Raw genomic sequence first — 21,295 nt, 5'->3', positions numbered from 1 at the left:
GTGCCCTCGAGCGGGCGCAGGACACAGGGATCATGTTTACCGGAATCATTCAGGCCGTTGGCACGGTCACATCCTTCAGCGCTCGGGGCGACGGGGCCCGATTGGCCATCCGATGTCCTGAGCTGGAACCCGCTCGGTGGAGCGAGGGCGACAGCGTGGCGGTGGCCGGTTGTTGCCTGACCGCACTCGAATTGACGACCGAGGGCTTCGAGGCGGACCTGTCGGGTGAGACCCTGCGCTGCACCAGCCTCGGACGCCTCGCCGAAGGCGCTCCCGTCAACCTCGAGCCGGCGCTCGCCATGGGCGACCGCCTGGGCGGTCATTGGGTGACCGGACACGTCGACGGCCTGGCCCGTCTGGCCGCGATCACGCCTTTGGGCGACAATCGTCGGCTTGAATTCCAGGTGCCCGCCGAGCTGGCCCGCTTCGTGGCGGCCAAGGGCTCGGTCACCCTGGACGGCGTGAGCCTCACCGTCAACCGGGTGCGGGGGGATCGATTCGAAGTCAATCTGATTCCCCACACCCTCGAAGTCACGACCCTGGGTCGCCTGCGAGAGAATGACGAAGTGAACCTGGAAGTGGACCTGCTGGCGCGCTACATGGACCGGTTGCTGGAGCAACGACAGACCTGATGAAATTCGATTCCATTCCCGACATCCTGGCCGACATCCGGGCCGGGAAAATGGTCGTGATGCTCGACGACGAGGATCGCGAGAACGAGGGTGACCTGATCATGGCAGCCAGCCTGACGCGGCCCGAGGACGTCAACTTCATGGCGCGCTACGGGCGCGGCCTGATCTGTCTGTCGCTGACCCGAGAGCGCTGCAGTCAGCTGGGCCTTCAGCTGATGGTGCGGGATACGGATCGCCACCACCAGACCAATTTCACCGTCTCCATCGAGGCCGCCGAAGGGGTCACCACCGGCATCTCGGCCTACGATCGCGCCCACACGATTCGTACCGCCGTCGCCCCCGATGCACGGCCCCAGGACCTCAATCAGCCCGGTCATGTCTTCCCCCTGATGGCGCAGCCGGGCGGGGTGCTGGCACGTGCAGGTCACACGGAGGCCAGCATGGACCTGGCCCTGCTGGCGGGCCTGGAGCCTGCCGGGGTGCTGGTCGAGATTCTCAACGAGGACGGCACGATGGCGCGCCGTCCGGAACTCGAGGCCTTCGCCGCCGAGCATGGTTTGCGCATGGGCACGGTCGCCGATCTGATCCGCTACCGTCTGGGCACCGAGCAGAACGTCGAATGCGTCCACAGCCAGGAGGTCGGCACCTCGCACGGACCGTTCCAGCTGAAGGTGTTCCGGGACCGCATCAATCGCAAGCTGCACTGGGCTCTGGTACGCGGCGAGATTCACGCCGACGAGAGCTTTCCGGTCCGGGTTCACGTGCCCGAGCTGCTCGGCGACGTGCTGGGCCTGACCGATCCCGGCTTCGGCATGCCCCTCGACGCGGCCCTGGCCGACATCGACCGGCGCGGAAAGGGCCTGGCCCTGGTGCTCGGCTATGATGAGGACGACGAGTCGCGTCTGGCCGGTCTGCTGCGATCCGGTCGTTCGAGCGGTGCCGACAGTGCTCGGGATCCCGCCGCCGAGGCCCTGCGCAGCTACGGCATCGCGGCGCAGATCATCGCCGAACTGGGCATTCGCCGCATGCAGGTCTTCGGCGCGCCGAAGCGACTCCATGCCCTCGATGGCTTCGGCCTGGAAATCACCGACTACGTGGTGCCGGAAGGAGAGGACGATCCACAATGACTGAACAGGTCACGAATTCGACCGAAACCGCCGGCGCCCGCATCGCGCTGGTGACCGCCAGCTTCAATGAGCCGGTGACGGGATTGCTCCTCGAGGGCTGTCGCGCCACCCTGCTCGAGAAGGGTCTGCGCCAGAGCGATCTGGAAGAGTACCGCGTGCCCGGCGCCTGGGAGCTGCCGTTGGCCTGCCAGAAGCTGGTGAACACGGGTCGCTACGCTGCCGTCATCGCTCTCGGGGCGGTGATTCGCGGTGAAACCGCGCACTTCGACTTCATCAGCGCCGAATGCGCCCGCGGTCTGCAGCAGGTCAGCCTGGACAGTGGCGTGCCGGTCGCCTTCGGCGTCCTGACCACCGAGAACGGCGAACAGGCGATGGACCGGGCCGACCCCGCGCGCAAGAACAAGGGCCGCGAAGTGGCGCTGGCGGCGCTGGCCATGGTGGCCTTGAACGAGGAGATTGCCGATGTCTCGTAAGCGCTCCGGCAAGCGTCCGGAAAACCCCTTCGAGCCGCGTTCGCGCGCTCGCCGTCGCGCCCTGCAGGCCTTGTATCAATGGCAGCTCAATGACGACTCGGCCTCGTCGATCATCCATCAGTTCAGCGAGGAGCAGAACTTCGACGGCGTCGATCAGGACTACTTCGAAACCCTGGTGCGCGAGGTCGTCGCGCGCCGCGATGCCCTCGATGAAGCCCTGAGCCCCTATCTGAAACGCAGCGAGGCCGGTGTCGACCAGATGGAGCGGGTGGTGCTGCGCATCGGCGCCTGCGAGCTGCTGCATCATCCCGAGACCCCCTACCGCGTCGTCATCGACGAGGCCGTCGAGCTGGCCCATCGCTTCGGCGCCGAGCAGGCCCACACCTTCGTCAACGGCGTGCTCGACAAGCTGGCCTCCGAGGTCCGAACCCTGGAGCGTCAGGTCGAAGAGGGCGGTGGGCGAGTTTGATCTGATCGAGCGGATTCGCGCTCGAACTCCGACCGATGCTTCGGTGCTGGTCGGCATCGGCGACGATGCCGCCGTACTGCAGCCCGACCCAGGTCAGGCCCTGGTCGCCAGCACCGACAGCCTGGTGCCCGACCGGCATTTTCTTACCGAATGGTCGGCCGAAGACATCGGCCACCTGGCCCTGGCGGTCAACCTCAGCGATCTGGCCGCGATGGGCGCGCGTCCGCGCTGGTCCTTGCTGGCGCTGACCCTGCCCGAGGCCGATGCGCGCTGGCTGGACGCGTTCCTGGATGGCTTTCTCGGTCTGGCCTCAGCACACGGCATGCGCCTGGTCGGCGGCAATCTCGCGCGCGGCCCCTTGAACATCTGCGTGCAGGTGCTGGGTGAGGTGGAACCGGATCGGGTCGCACGGCGAGGACGAAGCCGCCCTGGCGATCTGCTGGCCGTGACCGGGACCCTGGGCGATGCGGCGGCCGCATTGGCGCTGGCCGAGCAAGCGCCGCCCAAACTGCGTGATCGCCTTCGTCGGCCGACGCCTCGGGTCGCGGCCGGGCGGGTGCTGTCGGCCTGGGTCAGCGCAATGATGGACCTGTCCGATGGCCTGCTGGCCGATGCGGACAAGCTGCTGGCCGGCACCGGATTCGGGGCCGAGATTCACGCCGAGCGATTGCCGGCCAGTCCAGCGCTGCAGGCTTGCTGGCCGGAGGCCGAGGCGCGCCAGCTGCTGCAGGCGCGCGGCGGCAGCGACTACGAACTACTGTTTAGCCTGCCCGAATCGACGCTTGCCGCCGCGGAAGCGGCCCTCGATGTGCCCCTGAGCGTGATCGGACGGGTGATCGAGCGGCCGGGCCTGCGCTTGCTGGATGCCCATGGACGAGAGCTGGAGACGAGTCATGAAGGATGGGATCACTTCGGCCGCTGAGCGGTCGCATCAGGTGGCGCTCGCCACGCCGTCGGGCTTTCTGGCCTTCGGCCTGGGCAGTGGGCTGAGCCCGATTGCACCGGGCACGGCGGGCACGCTGGCTGCCATGCTGCCGGCCTTGTTTCTGGTCCAGCTGCCGGTCTGGGTCGGCCTGCTGATCGTGGCCCTGAGCTTCGTGCTCGGTATCTGGATCTGCGAGCGTGCGGGGCAGGCCCTGGGCGTGCACGATTTCGGCGGCATCGTCTGGGATGAATTCGTGGGCTTCTGGCTGGTCCTGGTGCTGGTGCCGGCGGACTGGCGCTGGTGGTTGGCGGCCTTTCTGGCCTTTCGCCTGTTCGATATCCTGAAACCCTGGCCCATTCGCTGGCTGGACCGCCAGGTCCACGGTGGCCTGGGGGTGATGGTCGACGATCTGCTGGCCGGGATCTACGCCTTGCTGCTGCTCTGGCTGCTGGCCCGGCTGGTCTGATCGCTCAATCCAGAACCTCGGTTTCCGGCAGCTCCTCGAGGTACTGGAACATCGTGACCACGCGCTCCACGCCGCGCACGACGCGAGCCTGTTCCGTCGCCGCCTCGGCCTCTTCTCTGCTGACCAGGCCCATCAGGTAGACGACGCCGCGGGTGGTCATGACCTTGACGCGGGTGGCGTTGAAGTCCGGCAGGTCGATGGCGGCCAGGCTGGTCTTGACCCGCGTCGAGATCCAGCGATCGGAGTTGCGCCGCCCGAGGCTGGCCTTGGCCTGGGGGGTGAGTTCGTTGAACAGGCGCACCACGCCATCGACCTGACGAACCAGCTCGGTGGCCCGTTCCACCCGGCGCTGATCGAGCACTTCGCCGGCCAGCAGCACCCAGCCGTCGTAGGCCACGATCCGGATCCGGCTGGAGGTGTCGAAGGCCTCATCGCCATAGAGTGCGTCGCCGACCCGGATCTCGAGCACGTTGTCATCGACGACGGTGCCGAAGCTGCGCCGGTCCTGCACGGCCAGGCCCGTGGCGGCCGCGCCCCCGACCACGACCGCGGCACAGCCGACCAGCAGCTGGAGCGTGAGAAGGATCAGTGCGGTTCGAAGCAAGGTCTTGGTCATGGTTCGGACTTCTCTTCGTTCAGGTCTCGAATGCGTCGGGCACCCAGCGGAGGCGATCACTGGCCGTGTCCAATGCAATGACATCGAAACGGCAGGGATGTTCGTTCCAGTCCGGATGTTCCATCAGAAAGTGGCGCGCGGCCAGGATCAGGCGCCGTTGCTTGTGCTCGTCGACACTCTCGAGCGCGCTGACCTGTGCGCCAGCGCCGCGCAGGCGAACCTCGACGAAGACCAGGACTTCGACCTCGTCTTCGCCCCGTCCCAGCATGACCAGATCGATCTCGCCGGCCCGGCAGCGATAGTTCCGATCGACGAGTTTCAGGCCCTGGCCGATCAGGTAGGTCTCTGCCTCGCGCTCGCCGGCTTCGCCCAGCCGGGCACGCAGGGTGCTCATCGGACCGGTTCGGCGCGGCCGTCGATGATCTCGACCAGCGGCAGATCGCGTTCGATCAGGCGCCCGTCGGGCAGTCGCAGGCGGCCCGTGCGTCCGGCCAGGTACAGGCTCGGATCCCGCTGCATGCGGGCGACCCAGCGCACCAGCTCGAAGGCATCGGCGCCCAGGGCGTGCAGCAGGGACAGGGTCGGGTTGTCCAGGCCGGCAAAGCGATTCTCGGCGATTCGTCGCTGGCGCCCGAACTCCGTGTCGTCCAGGAACCAGGGCGGCAGGGGAATGAAGACACCGTCCAGATCACTGTCGCGCGAAGCGCGTGGCGCGCCGGAGATGAGGTGCGAGGTACCGAAGACCGGCAGATCGCCGACGCCGAAGAAGCGCAGCTGGGGGCGGATCAGCCGGGCATCGTCCGCTCGGGCCGCCAGAAAGATGATGTCGATGTCGGTGCGTGGCTGGGCTTCGCTCTCCACCGGCTGACCGATCAGTCGAGCCAGAGCGTCGGCTCGCGCTTCCGAGCGGTCGAGATTGAGGAAGACTTCCAGCAGGGCGCTGTGATCGGGCTGCACGGGGGAGTACTCGGCCCGATCCATGATCCGGCCGCCGCCCAGCTCGAACATCCGCTCGAAGGCATCGCCGACACGCTGCCCCCAATCACTCGACTGCGTCAGGACGAGCGCGCGCTGGTGACCGAGGACCAGGGCCTGAACGGCGGCGAGTTCGGCTTCTTCCTCCGGCATCAGGCCGATGGCCTGGATGGCGCCGCTCATGGCCTCGAGGGCCCGCGGATCACTTGGGTGGTTGAGGAGCAGCATCGGTAGTCCCGCATCGGGCAGGGCAACCAGGCTGTCGACCTGATCTCGCTCGAGGGGGCCGAGCATGAAGTCCATCGACGATTCCCGCGCCTCGAACCACAGGCCCAGAATCGCGCCCTCGCGGTCTTCGACCTCGCGGAACTCGAGCTGGGGTCGCCGGGCCACGGGCAGATCGAGCCAGGCCGAGAGCATGCCGTTGCGCAGCGCCGCGCTGGCGCGCTGCATGGCGGGTCGGCCGGGCAGGGCGACGAGAATGCGTCCCGGCATGGCCTGCGTCGAACGCCAGGCGTCCAGCCAGGCAAGCGCCTCTTCGGCGCGGTAGCCGGTGGATGGGTTGAGTCGCTCCCATTCCATCAGCGCCGGCCCCAGCTGCGCCGGGTCGAGGAGGTGACGACGGGCGGTGACGACCAGATCCAGCCAGGGCGCCAGTTCGGGGCGGTGACGGTGGAGCTGCTGCAGTTGTTCGAGCTGCTCGAGCGGATGGTCGAGGAGCAGAGCCAGGGCCAGATCCGGGCTGAATTGACCGCCGTACAGCGCGGATTCCAGCTCGGTCAGGGCTTCCCGAGCGGGGTTTGCCTGCGCGCGTTGGATCATGTCGTCCAGCAGGCTGCGGCGTCGCTCCAGCGGCTCGGACAGTTCACCGCTCACCTGAGCGAGCTGCCAGGCCGCCGTGGCCAGGTCGCCGTCCAGCAGGGCCAGCTCGGCCAGCGCAAGACGATGACGGAGGACGGCCTCGGGCCCCAGCGCCGTCGGGTTCAGGGCGGCAAGGAGCTCGCGGGCCTGGTCGGGACGATTGGCGCGCAGCCAGGCTTCGGCGGCCCGTAGCTGCAGCGCATCTCTCTCCATCGGTCGCTCGTCGGCGAGCGCCAGCCAGGCCTCGGCGGCGGCCTCGTGGCGGCCGGAAGCCTCGATCTCCAGCGCCGCGTCGAAGGCGGGATCGCTGATCGGTACATCGCGCGTGCTCGGGCCGGAGGGGGCGCAAGCCGTCAGTGCGAGGGTGATGAGCAGGGCCAGCGCGGCCTGGAATCGGAAAGCAGCCATGGGCACCGATGATAAACGATGACCCGCGTACAATTCCGGTCATGACGACACTCGATTCCGACGCTGCCTGTCAGGCCGAGGCCGGCACCCTCTACGTTCTGGCGACGCCGATCGGCCATCTGGCCGATCTGTCGCCTCGCGCCGCCGCCCTGCTGTCCCAGGTCGATCTGATCGCGGCCGAGGATACGCGCGTGACGCGCCGCCTGCTCGAGGGGCGCTCGGCGCGCGCTCGCCTGCTCAGCGTCAATGAACACAACGAGAGCGGGCGCGTGGAGGAGATTCTCTCCGCGCTGGCCGATGGACAGAGCGTGGCCCTGGTCAGTGATGCGGGCACGCCCCTGATTTCGGACCCTGGCTATCGTCTCGTCGCCGCGGCGCAGGCCAGAGGATTGCGGGTGTCACCCGTGCCCGGGCCCTGCGCGGCCATTGCGGCCCTGTCCGCCGCCGGCCTGCCCACGGACCGCTTCTGGTTCGAGGGCTTCCTGCCGGCCAAGGCGCAGGCCAGGCGCAATCGTCTGTCCGAGTTGACCGGCCAGACGGCGACCCTGGTGTTCTATGTGCCCGCGCGGGATCTGCCTCGGGTCCTGGCGGATTGCTGTGAAGTCTTCGGTGAGGATCGACCGGCCTGTCTGGCGCGGGAGCTGACGAAACGACACGAAACCATTCGCCATGCGCCGATGGGAGACCTGGCGGAGTTCGTGACTGCCGATGCCAATCAACAGCGGGGCGAGGCCGTGCTCGTGGTGGCCGGAGCGGAAGTCGCGTCCCCGTTGGTTCGCGTCGAGGCCCTGGCGGCCGAGCTGGCGGCGGCGCTGCCGCCGTCGCGAGCGGCGGCCATCCTGGCGCGACTGAGCGGGCTCAAGCGGCGCGAAGCCTGGGACCGCATCGAGGCCCTGAGCCCGAGTTCCGGGGAGGAGGCGGATCGATGATCTTCGTGCTGCTGGCGATCATCGCGGGTGTGATCTTCCTGCCCCAGTGGTGGGTCAAGCGGGTCATGGAGCGCTATCACCGTCCTGCGGATCGCTATCCCGGTACGGGTGCCGAGCTGGCCCGGCACCTGCTCGATCGCCTGGGCCTGGATCAGGTCCGCGTCGAGCGCATCGACGAGCTCGGGGATCACTACGACCCCTCCGAGCGCGTGGTGCGCCTGAGCCCTGCCAATCACGACGGGCGCTCCCTGACGGCGGTGACGGTGGCCGCGCACGAAGTGGGCCATGCGGTCCAGCATGCCGATGGCTACGCGCCCTTGATCTGGCGGACGCGAATGGTCGAAGTGCTGACGCGCTGGCAGCGGATCGGCGTGCTGATGATTGCCCTGATGCCCGTCGCCATGCTGGCGCTTCGACTGCCTCGGGCGGGTCTGATTCTGCTGATCATGGGCGTGGCGAGCCTGGCCTCGGGCATCATCGTCCACCTGGTGACCCTGCCGACCGAGTTCGACGCCAGCTTTCGGCGCGCGCTGCCCCTGCTGACCAAGGGTGATTACCTGAAGCCGGGCGATCGGCGCCATGCACGCCGTATCCTGACCGCGGCGGCGCTGACCTATGTGGCGGCCTCGTTGATCGGCCTGGTCAATTTCTGGTGGTGGCTGCGGATTCTTCGTCCGGGTTGAACCGGAATTCGTCCGTCGAAGCATCGGACTTTCCGCTCGAGAATTCGTCATGATATTTCGCTCCCCTTGATCTGGATCACGTCTTCGCCGAGTGGGATCGCGATAAGATTCGGCAATCGTTGATGTCACCCGGAGAGAGGCGCCTGATCATGTCATTCAATACCGAAGCGATTCAGGGAAGTTACGGGCGCTGCCTGCGCGAGCGCGGATTCATCACTCGCTTCTACGAGCTGTTGCTCGAGCGCGATCCCCGCATCCCCGACATGTTCAAGGCGACGAACTGGTCCGCCCAGAACAAGGCGCTGCGGCGCGGAATCAGTATCGCCCTGACTTTTGCGGGCGGCTCCAATATCGTGCAGAACTCCATGGACCAGATGGCCGAAGTGCATAGCCGCAAGGGTCGTGCACCGGTGGACCCGGTCCTGTACAAGCACTGGCGGGAAAGCCTGCTGCAAGCGGTCCGCGAATTCGATCCCAGGATCAACGATGCCCTGATGGCGGATTGGGACAAGGCGCTGAGGGCCACGACCGATTACTTCACCGAACACTACTGAGTCGGCACGGGCATAATACGCGGCGAGAGCCAGCCAGACAGTCGCTGCGCAAGTCTTTGCGTGGAGGAAAGTCCGGGCTTCACAGGGCAGGGTGCCAGGTAACGCCTGGGGGGCCGTCTTCAGGACGGTTCACGGCCAGTGCCACAGAGAACATACCGCCGATGGCTTCGTTTCGACGAAGATCAGGCAAGGGTGAAAAGGTGCGGTAAGAGCGCACCGCGCGTCTGGTAACAGACGTGGCAGGGTAAACCCCACCTGAAGCAAGGCCAAATAGGGATGCGATGGCGTGGCCCGCGCTGCATCCGGGTAGGCTGCTAGAGGCGACTGGTGACAGTCGTCCCAGATGAATGACTGTCCAACGACAGAACCCGGCTTATCGGCTGGCTCTCACCTTACTTTCTCCGCTCCGGCCTTCGATGGCCTGATCAGCGACCCAGCTGCTGGCGGTCCGTGGTCAGCGACTCGCGACCCATGATGCTCGAGCGGAAGACCTCGAGCGGAATTCCCCGCGTGTAGCGGAAACGGAAATCGCCGTCATCGACCATGTAGTAGTCCTCGATCAATGCGGCCCGGCTGATCGAGGTGGTGTCGGTGACATCGATCGTCGCGCCGGGTCCGATGAAGTCGAGCTCTTCGACCAGTTCCAGTTCCTCCTCGTCGAGGACCAGGCCGTCCTGCGGCCAGCGCACGGCGTAGCGGTTGTCCGAGGTGACCAGGACTTCGAGCATGCAGCCGCCGCGGTTGCCTTCGAAATCGCGGTTGTCGACTTCGTTCAGGAACATCAGATAGCGTGGCAGTTCCTGCCAGAGCGGCACGTCCGGAAAATAGCAGCGGTCCGGCCCGAAGCCATCCTCGACGATGCGGATGAGGTCCATCGGCCGCGGCAGTTTGTAGGGCACCAGGACCCGGATCCATGCGTTGCCGGAGACCGGAAAGCCCCGCCGCCGCTGGTAGTCGAGGCGATCGAGCTGGGCCAGCACGACCACGTCGGATTCGGCGGCCAGCTGCGAAGGGTGCAGGCGCTGGACGGCCTCGCTGCCTTCGGGGCTCTGGGCGAAGGCGCTGGCGCTGAACAGGCCGGCCAGTAGCATCAGGATTGTCTTCTTCATGCTGACTTGGAGGGGGCTTGGGTCCCGGAGGTTCCATCGATCAGCGCCTGGCCGAGGCGAATGCGCCGTCCGGGGGCCAGTGATTCCCGCCAGTCGGGTGCGCCGGGTGGGGTCAGTACGATCACGGTCGAGCCCCAGTGGAAGCGGCCCAGCTCGTCGCCGCGGTCGAGTTCCACGCCCTGCGGATGCCGCGTGTCGATGGCACGACCCGGCCGGCGATCCTCGGGACCGCCCCAGACCGTTTCGATGCCGGCGACCATCATTGCGGCCACCATCACCACGGCGACGGGCCCGAACTCGGTCTCGAAGCGGGCAACCATGCGTTCGTTGCGGGCAAACAGTCTCGGGATGCCCAGGGTGGTCGCGGCGGACACGCTGAACAGTTCGCCCGGAATGCGACGCTCGCCGGTCAGGCGACCGCGACAGGGTGCGTGGACCCGGTGGTAGTCACTGGGGGCCAGATAGATCGTGATGAAGCGACCGTCCCGAAAATCTTCGGCCCAGTCCTCGCCGCCGAGCAGTTCGCCGGCGCTGTAATCGTGACCCTTGGCCTGGAGCAGGCGGCCGGCCTCGAGGTGGCCGAGCTGGCTGATGGTGCCGTCGCTGGGGCTGATCAGCTTGATCGAAGGATCCGGCAGGGGCCGGGCGTCGGGCTTGAGCGCTCGGGTGAAGAAGTCGTTGAAACAATCGTAGTCGCTGACCTCGCTCCGTTCGGCCTCGTCGAGACGAACAGGAAACAAGCTCATGAAGACGCGGATGAAGGGCTGGTGGAACCAGCGCCAGCGGCAGCCCGACAGACGCCAGGCCAGGGCGGTCAGGAGCTTCTTCGGCAGCAGATACTGCGGCCAGGTCAGCAGCCGTATGGCCAGGCCGGCTTGGTGGCTCACGATCGGGTCAGCTGGAACAGATCGGCGGTGACCAGGGCCGGATCCAGCGGGTGCGGAAAGCGCCCGAACAAGCGGCCTTCGGGATCCACCACCATGACCGCCGCCGAGTGGTCCACGTTGTAGAAACCGGTGTCCGGATCGGGCTCGTCGAGGAAGTAGGCGACGCCCAGCTGGCGGGTCAGGGCCGTCAGCTGCGGGTCCGAGCCGGTGACGGCGAAGAAATCCTCGTTGAACCAGCTGACGTACTCGCCCAGGGCCTCGCCCTGATCGCGAGCGGGATCGACGGACACGAAGATAACTTGCGGCAGGTTCTCGCGCCGCATGAGCGCCAGTTGCTCCATCGACTGGTCGAGCATGGCCAGCGTGTCCGGGCAGACGTCCGGGCAGTTGGTGAAACCGAAGAACAGCAGGTTCCAGTGACCCCGAAGCTGGGCCATGCTGAAAGGCTCGCCGTCGGCGGTTTCGAGGGCGAAGTCGGCGACCGCTCTGGGCGCGGGAAAGGCCTGAAGTGCTCGATACTCTGCGGTCTTCTGCATCATGCGATTGGCCGTCAGCAGGCCCGCCGCGACGGCCAGCATGGCCACGATCACCATCAGGAAGATGCGTCCACGCTGGACGCTGGGAAATGCATGATTGTTCATTCCACTATTATATTCCCTCCCCAGCAGCCACCGTGTGTCCATGAGCGCCTCGACCCCCACCCTTGAAGACTGGATTCGCGAGGCGGCCGAACGCATGGACATGGCGGGCCTGTACTTCGGGCATGGAACGGACAATGCCCTCGACGAGGCCTGCTGGCTGGCCTCATCGGCCCTGGCGATGCCACCGGACTTCGACGCCTCCGAGTTTTCCCGCGGCCTCGAGTCCTCCGAGATCGACGCGCTCGACGCCCTGTTGGAGCGTCGCATCGAGTCGCGCATGCCACTGGCGTATCTGCTGGGGACCGCCTGGCTGGCCGGCCTCGAGTTCGAGGTCAGCCCGGACGTGCTGGTGCCACGTTCGCCGATCGCCGAGTTGATCCTCGATGGCTTCGAGCCCTGGCTGAGCGCCGAACAACTCACGCGTGCCGCCGACGTCGGCACCGGATCCGGCTGCCTCGCGATCGCTCTGGCCAGGCACTGGCCGGAATGCGAGGTGGACGCTTTCGATATCAGTCCTCCCGCCCTGGAGCTGGCGCGCCGCAATGTTCGGCGACATGGCCTCGAGGGCCGCGTGCACGTGATCGAGTCCGATCTGCTCTCTGCCGCCGGAGCGGCCCGTTACGACCTGATTCTCGCCAACCCGCCCTACGTACCCAGCGCCTCCATGGAGTCCCTGCCGGCGGAGTTCCTGCATGAACCCCGGCTCGGTCTGGAAGCGGGGGAGGACGGTCTCGATCTGGTACGCAGGCTGCTGACGCAGGTGCCCGCGCATCTGAGCGAGCACGGCATCCTGATCTGCGAAGTAGGGGAGGCCGCCGAGGCGCTACAGGCCCTGCTGGCGCCGGCGGTCGAGCCGGTCTGGCTGGAGTTCGCCAACGGTGGAGACGGGGTCTTTCTCCTCGATGCCGAGGCCTGCCGTCGGGCGGCCGAGTTCCTGCTCGACGGGGGGCGCGTTTCGACGGCCTGAGCAGTCCACCTCGCGACCACGCCCGGGCGTTACAATAGCGGGCTGTGTCGAATCACATTTGAATCTGAGGAAGCTGGATGAAAATTCTGGTCGCAGTGAAGCGCGTTGTCGACTACAACGTGCGTGTTCGCGTGAAATCCGACGGCTCGGGGGTCGAAACCGACGGCGTCAAGATGTCGATCAATCCCTTTGACGAAATCGCGCTGGAGGAAGCCTTGCGGATCCGCGAGCGTGGGCAGGCCGAGGAAGTGATCGTGGCCTCGATCGGCGGTGACGAAGTGCAGCAGCAGCTGCGCACCGCCCTGGCCATGGGCGCCGATCGCGCCATCCAGGTCTCCACCGATGCGGCAGTCCAGCCGCTGACCGCGGCCCGCGTGTTCAAGGCCCTGGCCGATCGCGAATCCCCGCAGATCGTGTTCCTCGGCAAGCAGGCCATCGATGACGACTGCAACCAGACCGGTCAGATGCTGGCGGCCCTCTGGGATCGGCCGCAGGCCACCTTCGCCTCCAAGGTCGAGATCGAAGGCAGCACGGCCACCGTGGCTCGTGAAGTCGATGCCGGTCTGGAAACGATCGAAGTCGATCTGCCGGCAGTGATGACCTCGGATCTGCGCCTGAACGAGCCGCGTTTCGTCAAGCTGCCGGACATCATGAAGGCCAAGCGCAAGCCGCTCGAAACCTTGAGCCTGGACGAGCTCGGCGTCGAGCCTGCCGTCGAGATCGAGGCCACGGCCTGGGAACCGCCGCCCAAGCGCAGCGGCGGCAGAAAAGTCGACAGCGTGGACGCGCTGGTTACCGAACTCAAGAACAAGGGGCTGCTGTAATGTCCAGAATCCTGATCATTGCCGAACATGACGGGCAGCGACTCGATCCTGCCACGGCCAAGACCCTGACCGGTGCCCGGCAGATGGGTATCGCCGACATCGACGTGGTGGTGTTCGCCGCCAGTGCCGCCGAGGTGGCTCGCCAGGCGGCCGCCCTGGAAGGCGTGAGCCGCGTGCTGACCGTGGAGGGCGAAGACTTCGCCCATCCGCTGGCCGCCCGCATCGCGCCCGAAATCGTGGCCATGGCCAACGAGTATTCGCACGTGCTGGCACCGTCGACCACCTTCGGAAAGGACCTGCTGCCGCGCGCGGCCGCGCTGATGGGCGTCAATCAGGTCTCCGACATCATGGAAGTCATCGACGCGCGCAGCTTCAAGCGTCCGATCTACGCGGGCAACGCCATCGTGACCGTCAAGGTGCCCGAGAGCTGCAAGGTCGTCGCGACCGTGCGCACGGCGTCCTACGCCGCCGCTGCCGAAGGCGGCTCGGCCACGATCGAGTCCCGTGAAGCGCAGGCTGCCAATCCGGGCCACACGCGCTTCGTCAAGGTGGAAGGCTCGGAAGGTGACGGTCCGGACCTGGCCTCGGCGCCGGTCGTGGTGTCCGGCGGGCGGGCGCTGGGTTCCTCGGAGAACTTCGCGATCATCTACAGTCTGGCCAAGTCCCTGGGCGCCGCCGTGGGCGCCTCGCGTGCGGCGGTCGATGCCGGCTACGTGCCCAACGAACTCCAGGTCGGGCAGACAGGCAAGATCATCGCGCCGGACCTGTATTTCGCGATCGGTATTTCGGGTGCCATCCAGCACCTGACCGGCATCAAGGACGCCGGCACGATCGTGGCGATCAACAAGGACGCCGAGGCGCCGATCTTCGAAGTCGCCGACATCGGCCTGGTCGGCGATCTGTTCGAAATCGTGCCCCAGCTCGAGAAGGCGATCAGCCAGTAAGCACTGGCTGGGTTCCGCACTCGAAAGACCTCCGCATGGGTGACCGTGCGGAGGTTTTTCCTTTTGGCGGATGTCGATCTGGTCGGACATCGAGCCTCCCGACGATCGACAGGCGGGTACGCTAGACTCTCTCCAACCCTGGCTGGCTTCCCTGGAGAATCCTGATGCGCGCCTTGCTCCTGACCGTCTTGCTGTTCACCTTGCCTGGACTGGTGCCTTCGGCCAGCGCCCAGTCCGAGAATGAATCGATTGAATGGAACGGCTTTCTCGCTCTGCGGGGCGGGGGCATCGAAGGACCGAATGGCTGGCCGCAGGGCGGCTTCGGACGCTTCGACGGGGGCGCCGATGGACCGGAGGACCGTGACTTCTGGGGGCGCGCAGAGGGCCAGTTCGGTTTCGATTGGAACTCGACCGGCAGCTGGCGCGGCCGGGTCCACGCCCTGGCTCGGCTCGAGGAGGACGAGGTGCCCGGTCCGGCCGTCGGCCTGACCGAGGCCTGGCTCGGCTATCAACGAGCGACCAGCGACCGTTCCGAGCTGATGGTCCGTGGCGGCCTGTTCTTCTATCCCAGCTCCCAGGAAAACGTCGATCCGCTCTGGGGCTCGCCCTACACCCTCAACTACTCGGCCATCAACAGCTGGTTCGCCGAAGAGTTCCGGCCGATCGGCCTGGATGCCGAGCAGCGCTTCTTTCTCGATTCGGGAAGGGAGTGGTCGCTGGGTGCGACGGTCTTCGGCGGCAATGACACGCTCGGAACCCTGCTGGTCTGGCGTGGCTGGACGATGCACGACCGATTGAGTGTGCTGGGCGAGGACCTGGCCCTGCCCCCGGTGTTTTCGCTGGAGAGCGACGGGGCCTTCGGGCAGAACCAGCGCGCGTTCCGGACCACGGCCTTCGGTGAGGACTTCGACGACCGGCCCGGCTGGGCCCTGCGGGCGCGCCTGGACCAGCCCGGAGCGTTCAATGTCCAGCTGGCCTGGGTCGACAATCGTGGCGACCGGCGCCTGTACGAGGACGAGTACGCCTGGCGCACTCAATTCCTGCTGCTGGGCGCGTTCTGGCAGCTCAGCGAGCGCTTCGAACTGATCGCCGAAGCGACGCGTGGGCGCACGCGCATGAATTTTCCTGGCCAGCCCTGGGTGGACGCGGACTTCGACGCCGTCTATCTGATGGGATCCTGGCTGAACGATCTGGGGCGATGGTCCCTGCGGCACGATCGCTTCGGCGTCAGTGACCAGATCGATCGCGCCTCCTGGGGCATCTTCGACGATCGCGGCCAGGCCTGGACCCTGGCCTGGATTCGCGCCGTCGGTCAACGTTCCCGCCTGGGCGTCGAATGGTCCTGGCTGGATGCGAATCGTCCCGTTGCGCTGGCCTCCGGAGCGTCCCCGGATGCCGGCGGCATGCGCCTGATGCTGGAGTGGCGCTGGCTGTTCTGAACCCGCTCGGGCCTGGCTCCGACGGGTCTCAGCGGTCGCCGCTGGCCGCGGCGGACTGGCGGCGCATCATCATCAGCTGTCGGAGCAGGGCTTCGGCGCTGGCATAGCGCTGTGCCGGTTCCTTGGCCATGCAGGTCAGAATGATCCGCTCCAGGGCGTCAGGAATGTCGGGCCAGAGCTCATGGGGTTCCGGCGGCGCGTCCTTGATGTGCGCCATGCAGACTTCCATCGCCGTCTCACCGGTGAAGGGCAAGCGGCCCGTGAAGACTTCGAACATCATCACGCCCATCGCATACAGGTCGCTGCGTTCATCGACCTCCTTGCCGAGCGCGGCTTCCGGGGCGAGGTAGTTGGCGGTGCCGACGATGGTGCCGGGCTGGGTCAGATTGGTCGAGGCGGCGCTGACCTGGCGGGCGATGCCGAAATCCATCAGCCGGGCATTGCCGCTCTGATCGAGGATGATGTTGGCGGGTTTGATGTCGCGGTGCAGCACGCCGGCCTGATGCGCGGCCTCCAGGCCCTGCAGCACCTGTGAACAGACGCGCAGTCCGGCCGCCAGCTTCAGCCGCCCGGAACGCTCGAGCAGCTGGTTCAGGGCGATCCCGCGGACGTATTCCATCGAGATGACCGGCTGCCCGTCGAGCTCCCAGAGATCATGCGTGCGCAGCACGCTGGGATGGGTGATCCGTCGTGCCAGGCGGATTTCGGCTTTCATCCGCTCCAGATTGGCCGGGTCGGCGGCCAGGGCGGGGGAAAGCATCTTCAGGGCCACGACATCGTCGAGCTTGCGGTCGCGCGCCTTGTACACCGTGCCCATGGCGCCGGCGCCCAGCTGCTCGAGGATTTCGTAGCGATCCCCCAGCACCTGGCCGGGCCGGATCGCTGGCCCACCGCTGCTGGCGAGCGCCGGCCCCGAGCCAGGCAGGGTGGCATCGGGATCGTCATCGGTCGGCCAGTCGGCGATCTGGTAGAAGCGCTTTTCGCTGCTCTGGCCGCGGGTCAGATCGAGCCTTGCGCCGGCCGCTTCCAGGCTCGCGCGCAGCAGTTTGAAGGCCGGCGGCGACAGCAGCATGCGACCGGGGCCCGCCTCGCGCAGCAGGCGCTCGCAATGAAACACCGGCTTGCCGGTGATGACGCTCGAGCGTTGTTGACCCAGACTCAGCCCCGACCGCATCAACTCGCCGCTGGCCAGGGCCATCGATGGTGCGGATGGAAGGGTGTTCAGGCCCTGTCCCAGTTCGGTCAGACAATGGATCAGGCTGGCCGGATCCCCCTGATCGAAGACCAGATAGAGCCGGGCGCCGCCGCCGGGGACGATCCGGGCACGATGGCGTCGGGCCAGTTCGCCGAGAAGGTCCACCGAGCCTCGCAATCCATCGATGGGACTGCACTCGCTGGTGTCAGCGCCCTCTCGCCACTCCATCGCGAGCACGATGGCATCGCCCTGGCTCGGCGCCTCCGATTCGGGCTCCGGGTTCGAATCGGCCGGCGGCTGCTGCTCGCTGTGCTCGAGGTGGCGAGAGAGTTCGGTGACGTAGCCGGCGATCTCCTTCTGTTCGCGCAGGTCGGCCAGCAGGCGGCTGATCGCTCGTCCCAGCGTGGCGACTTCATCCCGGCCGGAGACGTCGATGTCCTGGTCGTAGTCGCCTTCGGCCGCCAGATCGGCGACCTCGGCCAACCGGCGGACCGGGCCGGCGATGCGTCGTGCAATCAGGACCGACAGCAGCAGGGCGATCAGCACGGCGGCCACGCCGGCTCCGATCAGGGCGTTGCGGACGCTGCGATGACCGGCCAGGCGGGCATCCAGCGAGTCGATCGTGATGACCGCGCCCAGCAACTGTCCGGCGCCATCCTCGATCGGCTCGGCTCGGGCCACCCATTGCTCCTGGTCGAAATCCACGTCCAGGCGTTCGATGGCCTGGCCGTTGCGGAGCGGGGCGCCGGCCCCATCGCCCAGCAGCGCGACGAGGGCTTCGGTCCGCTGATTGTTCAGGGTGCTGGCGACGGGGTGCAGCCTGCCCTGATCCAGGCTCATGACCGCCAGATCGACCCCGGTGACCTGCTTGATCTGGTTGGCGACATTGGTGTCGATCACCATCCCCGTGACCAGGAAGCCGATCAGTTCGAAGGCCGTGGTGACCGGAACGACGGCCGCGTTGTAGAGCTGATCACCCTCCTGCCAGGGGCCGTACTCCGGGATCAGGTCGTCGAGGACCTGGGCCACCATCGGATGATCGGCGCGTGATTCGCTGCCCCGCAGCGGGCGATCGGTGCGAACGAGAACCTCGCCGTTTTCATCCAGCAGCATGGCGAAGTCGAAGCCCATCTCGGCACGACGGGCATCGACCTGATCGAGCAGGGAACGGGTGTCGATGCCGCTGCCGCTGCTCAGGCCGCCGCGGATGGCTTCGACCAGATAGGCCGTGAAGTGCGGATCGGCCGCGACCAGGTCCGTGGTCAACGCGACCTCGCGGGCCGTGGTCTGCTGCAGGTAACGCTGGACCGATTGGCTGGCGGACAAGGAGTCGCTGACCGCCGAATCGGCCACTCGCTGGGCCAGGATGGTGGCGCCGCCGATGGCCAGCACGACGGCCAGCGCAACGAGGACCACGGAGACGATGGCGATGCGCGATGCCAGTGAACGCATGAGTTTCTCGACGATAGGCTGCGCTAAGTCTAGCGCAAAGTCCGCGAAGGGCCGAGCCGAAGCTTGAGGTCAGTACCTGCCGCGGCGACGCAGACGCTGGCGCTGTGGCTCGATCTGGCGAACGGTCAGCTGGAGCTGGATCGGTTCCAGCTCGACGCTTGCCTGATCGAGATCGATGTCGAGCAGAAGCGGTTCCGAGCGCTCGTGCCAGACCGTCAAGCGGCCGGGGCCCGACGGCAGATCGTCGAAGCGAAATCGCCCGTTGCCGTCCGGCCGCAGGTGATGCGGCGTGTCGACCACGACGATGTGGGCGGACATGGAGGAATGCACGTTGCAGAACACCCGCACCAGTCCAGGGGTATCGAAGCGATGGGTCTCGCCGTCGCTGCGCCCGTACAGACCCAGATCGAAGCGGTTGCCGGGCGAGGAAGAGAACACGTTGTGCAGGATCGGGTCGCTGTTCGGGAAGCGCACGGTCGTGCCGGTCTCGATCACCAGGACGCGCGGGACGAACTGGCGCCGCTCGGTGGTCAGGAGGGCCTGTCCCGGGCTCACGGCGCGCAGGGCCGGGTCGTTCGGGGTGAAGTACACGACCGTCGCCAGGAGTTCGCTCGCATCGTCGATGCGCTCCCCATCGGCATCCAGAAGCTCGACCGACCCGGCCAGGGAGGCCGCCAGCGCGCCACTGCACGACAGCAGGCCCATCACCAGCAGGGCCAGTGCCCGGAAGTCCGGCACGGAACGGAAGGATCGACGAGAGCGCATGGACGGCAGCCTGAGGCGAAAGCCGTCATCCTAGCAGTTCAGGCTCACTGGCAGTTCAGGCTCCGAGCGACTCCATCGGCAGCTTGCCCCGGGTGCCGAAGCGCTCCCACAGTTTCTCGTGGACGAAGTAGGCCACCGTGTTGATCGCTGGCTCGATCAGGGCGATGGCGCCGCCGAGGGCCCAGCTTCCGGTCAGCAGATAGACCACGCTGAAGGCGACGCTCATGTGTAGGATGGCGAATGTGATGGTTTTCCGGCTGGCTTGCATGGCTGGAATCTCCGACAGCGTTTCACTGAATGATAATCGTTATTGTTTGAGCGTCAACACATTCTTTTCAATGGAATCGATCAATGACAGCTATGGATTGGACCATTCGACCCGCGCGTCCGGGTGATGAACACACTCTGCTCGAGCTGGTGCGCGAGTTGGCCGACTACGAGCGCGCCCCGGATCAGGTCGACGCCACGCCGCAGGACCTGCACCGGGCCTTGTTCGCCGATTCACCCACGGCCGAGGCCGTGCTGGCCGAGCGCTCCGGCCAGGCTCTGGGTTTCGCCCTGTTCTTCACCAACTATTCGACCTGGACCGGTCGGCCGGGTCTGTACCTCGAAGACCTGTTCGTACGCGAAGTCGAACGTGGCAAGGGCCTGGGCAAGGCGCTCCTGTTGCACCTGGCCTCCATTGCCCATGCGCGCGATTACGGGCGGATGGAGTGGAGTGTGCTGGACTGGAATCAGCCGGCGATCGACTTCTATCGCGCCCTCGGCGCGAAGCCGATGGACGAATGGACCGTGTTTCGCCTCGATCGCCAGGCGCTGGAACGTCTGGTGGGCCCGGCTTGATGCCGGACCGCTGTTGCAGCCCGGCGAGGTGGGATCGATGCGAGTAAACTGACGGCCCGTGGAGGTTTTCAGTATGGCGTTGTTTCGCATCCCGATCGTTCTGTCCGCTTTTCTGATGGCCTCGGTCCATGCGGCCGAGCCCGTCAGCGTCGTTCGATTTGCCGACATCGCGGTCAATCAGGTCCGTCAGGCGAGCGCGCGCGTCGAGAGTCTCGATCGTGCCGTGCTGGCCTCGGAACTGACCGCCAGGGTCATCGATATTCCGGTGCGCGTCGGTGAGCGCGTCGATCGAGGTGCATTGCTGTTGCAGCTCGATAGGGCCGACTACGAGCTGCAGCGCGATGCCGCGCGCGCCCGTCTGGATCTGGCCAGCGCGGCCCTGGACATGGCGCAGCTGCGTGCCGAGCGCGCGAGGCGTCTGGCGCCCGAGCGTTTCGTGTCCGACGATCAGCTGCTCGAAGCCGAAACGCGGCTGCGCCAGGCGCAGGCCGAGCGAGCCGCCGCCGAGGTCGACCTGGCCAGGGCCGAGCTGATGCTCGGGCGCACGACCGTGACCAGCCCCTACGAGGCGGTCATCGCGGCGCGCCTGATCGGCGTGGGCGCCCTGGCCGCACCCGCCACGCCCTTGCTCGAAATCGTCGCCACGGACGCGCGTGAAGTGGTCGCGGGTCTGGCCGTCGACCAGGTCGAGGGCCTGCGCCAGGCCAGCGACCCTGAGCTGCTGATCGGTTCGGAACGCCACCCACTGCGCTTGCTGCGCGTCTCGCCGATCATCACGCCGGGGGCCCGCCAGCGCGAGGTCCGGCTGGAATTCCTGGGGGAGGGCGCGCCCCCCGGTAGCGAGGGCGAGATCGAATGGCTGGATCCACGGCCGGTGCTGCCGGCGAGATTCATCCAGCGACGTGGGAACGAGCTGGGCGTGCTGGTCCTTGCCACCGGCGATGCCAGTGGCCCCATGTCCGCGGCCTGGCTGGCCCTGCCCGGCGCCGATGCGGGGCGAGGGCTGCAGATCGAGCTGGACCCCGACCTGCGTCTGATCGACCGAGGTCGCGAGCGCCTGCAGCCGGGCGACCCGGTCCGGCTCGAGTCGGCTGACGCCAGCTTGCCCTGA

24 protein-coding genes and 1 other RNA gene are annotated in these 21,295 nt (G+C 66.8%); 16 read left to right on the top strand and 9 right to left on the bottom strand.

The genetic code is table 11. The features are described 5' to 3' along the window. Nucleotides 1-32: 32 nt before the first annotated feature. The 6 genes from WM2015_RS11325 to WM2015_RS11300 are packed head-to-tail and all read left to right on the top strand — an operon-like array spanning nucleotide 33 to nucleotide 4,092. Nucleotides 33-632, top strand: a complete 600-nt coding sequence (locus WM2015_RS11325; protein ID WP_049726152.1) for a riboflavin synthase — start codon at nucleotides 33-35, stop codon at nucleotides 630-632. Then, complete coding sequence (gene ribB, locus WM2015_RS11320; RefSeq protein ID WP_049726151.1) at nucleotides 632-1,759, top strand: 3,4-dihydroxy-2-butanone-4-phosphate synthase; 1,128 nt, start codon at nucleotides 632-634, stop codon at nucleotides 1,757-1,759. Before WM2015_RS11325 ends, ribB begins: the two co-directional genes overlap by 1 nt. Further along, on the top strand, nucleotides 1,756-2,232 hold the full coding sequence (ribH, locus tag WM2015_RS11315; RefSeq protein WP_049726150.1) for a 6,7-dimethyl-8-ribityllumazine synthase: 477 nt from the start codon (nucleotides 1,756-1,758) through the stop codon (nucleotides 2,230-2,232). The genes ribB and ribH overlap by 4 nt, the downstream gene beginning before the upstream one ends. Further along, entirely contained in the window at nucleotides 2,222-2,701 is a 480-nt protein-coding gene (gene nusB, locus WM2015_RS11310) for a transcription antitermination factor NusB (RefSeq protein WP_049726149.1), read from the top strand. The genes ribH and nusB overlap by 11 nt, the downstream gene beginning before the upstream one ends. Next, entirely contained in the window at nucleotides 2,688-3,623 is a 936-nt protein-coding gene (thiL, locus tag WM2015_RS11305; protein WP_049726148.1) for a thiamine-phosphate kinase, read from the top strand. The genes nusB and thiL overlap by 14 nt, the downstream gene beginning before the upstream one ends. Then, nucleotides 3,595-4,092 carry a phosphatidylglycerophosphatase A family protein gene (locus WM2015_RS11300; protein WP_082169686.1) on the top strand — a complete coding sequence of 166 codons (498 nt, stop codon included), beginning with the start codon at nucleotides 3,595-3,597 and terminating at the stop codon, nucleotides 4,090-4,092. Before thiL ends, WM2015_RS11300 begins: the two co-directional genes overlap by 29 nt. A gap of 4 nt (nucleotides 4,093-4,096) precedes the next feature. Here WM2015_RS11300 and WM2015_RS11295 read toward each other — a convergent pair whose 3' ends face one another. From WM2015_RS11295 to WM2015_RS11285, 3 genes are read right to left on the bottom strand one after another with little or no spacing between them, the layout of a single operon-like run. Then, nucleotides 4,097-4,708 carry a BON domain-containing protein gene (locus WM2015_RS11295; RefSeq protein ID WP_049726147.1) on the bottom strand — a complete coding sequence of 204 codons (612 nt, stop codon included), beginning with the start codon at nucleotides 4,706-4,708 and terminating at the stop codon, nucleotides 4,097-4,099. Nucleotides 4,709-4,727: 19 nt separating this feature from the next. After that, on the bottom strand, nucleotides 4,728-5,102 hold the full coding sequence (locus WM2015_RS11290; RefSeq protein ID WP_049726146.1) for a YraN family protein: 375 nt from the start codon (nucleotides 5,100-5,102) through the stop codon (nucleotides 4,728-4,730). Next, on the bottom strand, nucleotides 5,099-6,952 hold the full coding sequence (locus WM2015_RS11285) for a penicillin-binding protein activator (RefSeq protein WP_049726145.1): 1,854 nt from the start codon (nucleotides 6,950-6,952) through the stop codon (nucleotides 5,099-5,101). Before WM2015_RS11285 ends, WM2015_RS11290 begins: the two co-directional genes overlap by 4 nt. Before the next feature lie 41 nt (nucleotides 6,953-6,993). Here WM2015_RS11285 and rsmI point away from each other — a divergent pair, with 41 nt between their 5' ends. From rsmI to rnpB, 4 genes are all read left to right on the top strand, one after another. Then, entirely contained in the window at nucleotides 6,994-7,881 is an 888-nt protein-coding gene (gene rsmI / locus WM2015_RS11280; RefSeq protein ID WP_049726144.1) for a 16S rRNA (cytidine(1402)-2'-O)-methyltransferase, read from the top strand. Further along, the gene (locus tag WM2015_RS11275; RefSeq protein WP_049726143.1) at nucleotides 7,878-8,564 is read left to right on the top strand and encodes a zinc metallopeptidase; all 687 of its coding nucleotides are present in this window, start codon (nucleotides 7,878-7,880) and stop codon (nucleotides 8,562-8,564) included. The genes rsmI and WM2015_RS11275 overlap by 4 nt, the downstream gene beginning before the upstream one ends. Before the next feature lie 149 nt (nucleotides 8,565-8,713). Continuing rightward, on the top strand, nucleotides 8,714-9,118 hold the full coding sequence (locus WM2015_RS11270) for a globin (RefSeq protein ID WP_049726142.1): 405 nt from the start codon (nucleotides 8,714-8,716) through the stop codon (nucleotides 9,116-9,118). A 25-nt stretch (nucleotides 9,119-9,143) separates the two neighbouring features. After that, nucleotides 9,144-9,510, top strand: an RNA gene (gene rnpB, locus WM2015_RS15465) — RNase P RNA component class A. A 33-nt stretch (nucleotides 9,511-9,543) separates the two neighbouring features. Here rnpB and WM2015_RS11265 read toward each other — a convergent pair. Genes WM2015_RS11265 through WM2015_RS11255 form a run of 3 tightly spaced genes read right to left on the bottom strand, consistent with a single transcriptional unit; the run spans nucleotide 9,544 to nucleotide 11,755 of the window. Next, the gene (locus tag WM2015_RS11265) at nucleotides 9,544-10,227 is read right to left on the bottom strand and encodes a hypothetical protein (RefSeq protein WP_049726141.1); all 684 of its coding nucleotides are present in this window, start codon (nucleotides 10,225-10,227) and stop codon (nucleotides 9,544-9,546) included. Further along, nucleotides 10,224-11,114 carry an archaetidylserine decarboxylase gene (gene asd / locus WM2015_RS11260; protein WP_211260925.1) on the bottom strand — a complete coding sequence of 297 codons (891 nt, stop codon included), beginning with the start codon at nucleotides 11,112-11,114 and terminating at the stop codon, nucleotides 10,224-10,226. The genes WM2015_RS11265 and asd overlap by 4 nt, the downstream gene beginning before the upstream one ends. Continuing rightward, complete coding sequence (locus WM2015_RS11255) at nucleotides 11,111-11,755, bottom strand: SCO family protein (RefSeq protein ID WP_049726140.1); 645 nt, start codon at nucleotides 11,753-11,755, stop codon at nucleotides 11,111-11,113. The genes asd and WM2015_RS11255 overlap by 4 nt, the downstream gene beginning before the upstream one ends. 40 nt (nucleotides 11,756-11,795) lie before the next feature. Here WM2015_RS11255 and prmB point away from each other — a divergent pair, with 40 nt between their 5' ends. The 4 genes from prmB to WM2015_RS11235 all read left to right on the top strand — a co-directional run bounded on the left by prmB (nucleotide 11,796) and on the right by WM2015_RS11235 (nucleotide 15,929). Further along, nucleotides 11,796-12,722, top strand: a complete 927-nt coding sequence (gene prmB / locus WM2015_RS11250) for a 50S ribosomal protein L3 N(5)-glutamine methyltransferase (protein ID WP_049726139.1) — start codon at nucleotides 11,796-11,798, stop codon at nucleotides 12,720-12,722. Nucleotides 12,723-12,799: 77 nt separating this feature from the next. Then, the gene (locus tag WM2015_RS11245; protein WP_049726138.1) at nucleotides 12,800-13,546 is read left to right on the top strand and encodes an electron transfer flavoprotein subunit beta/FixA family protein; all 747 of its coding nucleotides are present in this window, start codon (nucleotides 12,800-12,802) and stop codon (nucleotides 13,544-13,546) included. Further along, nucleotides 13,546-14,490 (top strand): electron transfer flavoprotein subunit alpha/FixB family protein, encoded by a 945-nt coding sequence (locus tag WM2015_RS11240; RefSeq protein ID WP_049726137.1) that lies wholly within the window; start codon nucleotides 13,546-13,548, stop codon nucleotides 14,488-14,490. Before WM2015_RS11245 ends, WM2015_RS11240 begins: the two co-directional genes overlap by 1 nt. Before the next feature lie 164 nt (nucleotides 14,491-14,654). Beyond that, on the top strand, nucleotides 14,655-15,929 hold the full coding sequence (locus tag WM2015_RS11235) for a hypothetical protein (RefSeq protein WP_049726136.1): 1,275 nt from the start codon (nucleotides 14,655-14,657) through the stop codon (nucleotides 15,927-15,929). 28 nt (nucleotides 15,930-15,957) lie between these two features. Here WM2015_RS11235 and WM2015_RS11230 read toward each other — a convergent pair whose 3' ends face one another. The 3 genes from WM2015_RS11230 to WM2015_RS11220 all read right to left on the bottom strand — a co-directional run bounded on the left by WM2015_RS11230 (nucleotide 15,958) and on the right by WM2015_RS11220 (nucleotide 19,609). After that, on the bottom strand, nucleotides 15,958-18,576 hold the full coding sequence (locus tag WM2015_RS11230) for a protein kinase domain-containing protein (protein WP_049726135.1): 2,619 nt from the start codon (nucleotides 18,574-18,576) through the stop codon (nucleotides 15,958-15,960). 69 nt (nucleotides 18,577-18,645) lie between these two features. Continuing rightward, the gene (locus WM2015_RS11225) at nucleotides 18,646-19,341 is read right to left on the bottom strand and encodes a cupredoxin domain-containing protein (protein ID WP_049726134.1); all 696 of its coding nucleotides are present in this window, start codon (nucleotides 19,339-19,341) and stop codon (nucleotides 18,646-18,648) included. A gap of 55 nt (nucleotides 19,342-19,396) precedes the next feature. Further along, a complete protein-coding gene (locus tag WM2015_RS11220; RefSeq protein ID WP_049726133.1) occupies nucleotides 19,397-19,609 on the bottom strand; it encodes a DUF2061 domain-containing protein in 213 nt (70 codons plus the stop codon). Between the two features lie 83 nt (nucleotides 19,610-19,692). Here WM2015_RS11220 and WM2015_RS11215 point away from each other — a divergent pair, with 83 nt between their 5' ends. Together WM2015_RS11215 and WM2015_RS11210 are read left to right on the top strand one after the other, a co-directional pair. Continuing rightward, complete coding sequence (locus tag WM2015_RS11215) at nucleotides 19,693-20,184, top strand: GNAT family N-acetyltransferase (protein ID WP_049726132.1); 492 nt, start codon at nucleotides 19,693-19,695, stop codon at nucleotides 20,182-20,184. Between the two features lie 73 nt (nucleotides 20,185-20,257). Continuing rightward, a complete protein-coding gene (locus tag WM2015_RS11210; protein ID WP_049726131.1) occupies nucleotides 20,258-21,295 on the top strand; it encodes an efflux RND transporter periplasmic adaptor subunit in 1,038 nt (345 codons plus the stop codon).

The sequence above is a fragment of the Wenzhouxiangella marina genome, assembly GCF_001187785.1.
Classification (GTDB): Bacteria; Pseudomonadota; Gammaproteobacteria; order Xanthomonadales; family Wenzhouxiangellaceae; genus Wenzhouxiangella; species Wenzhouxiangella marina.
The sequence above is the reverse complement of the archived record's forward strand: the minus strand, read 5'-3'. Positions and strand labels throughout refer to the sequence as shown.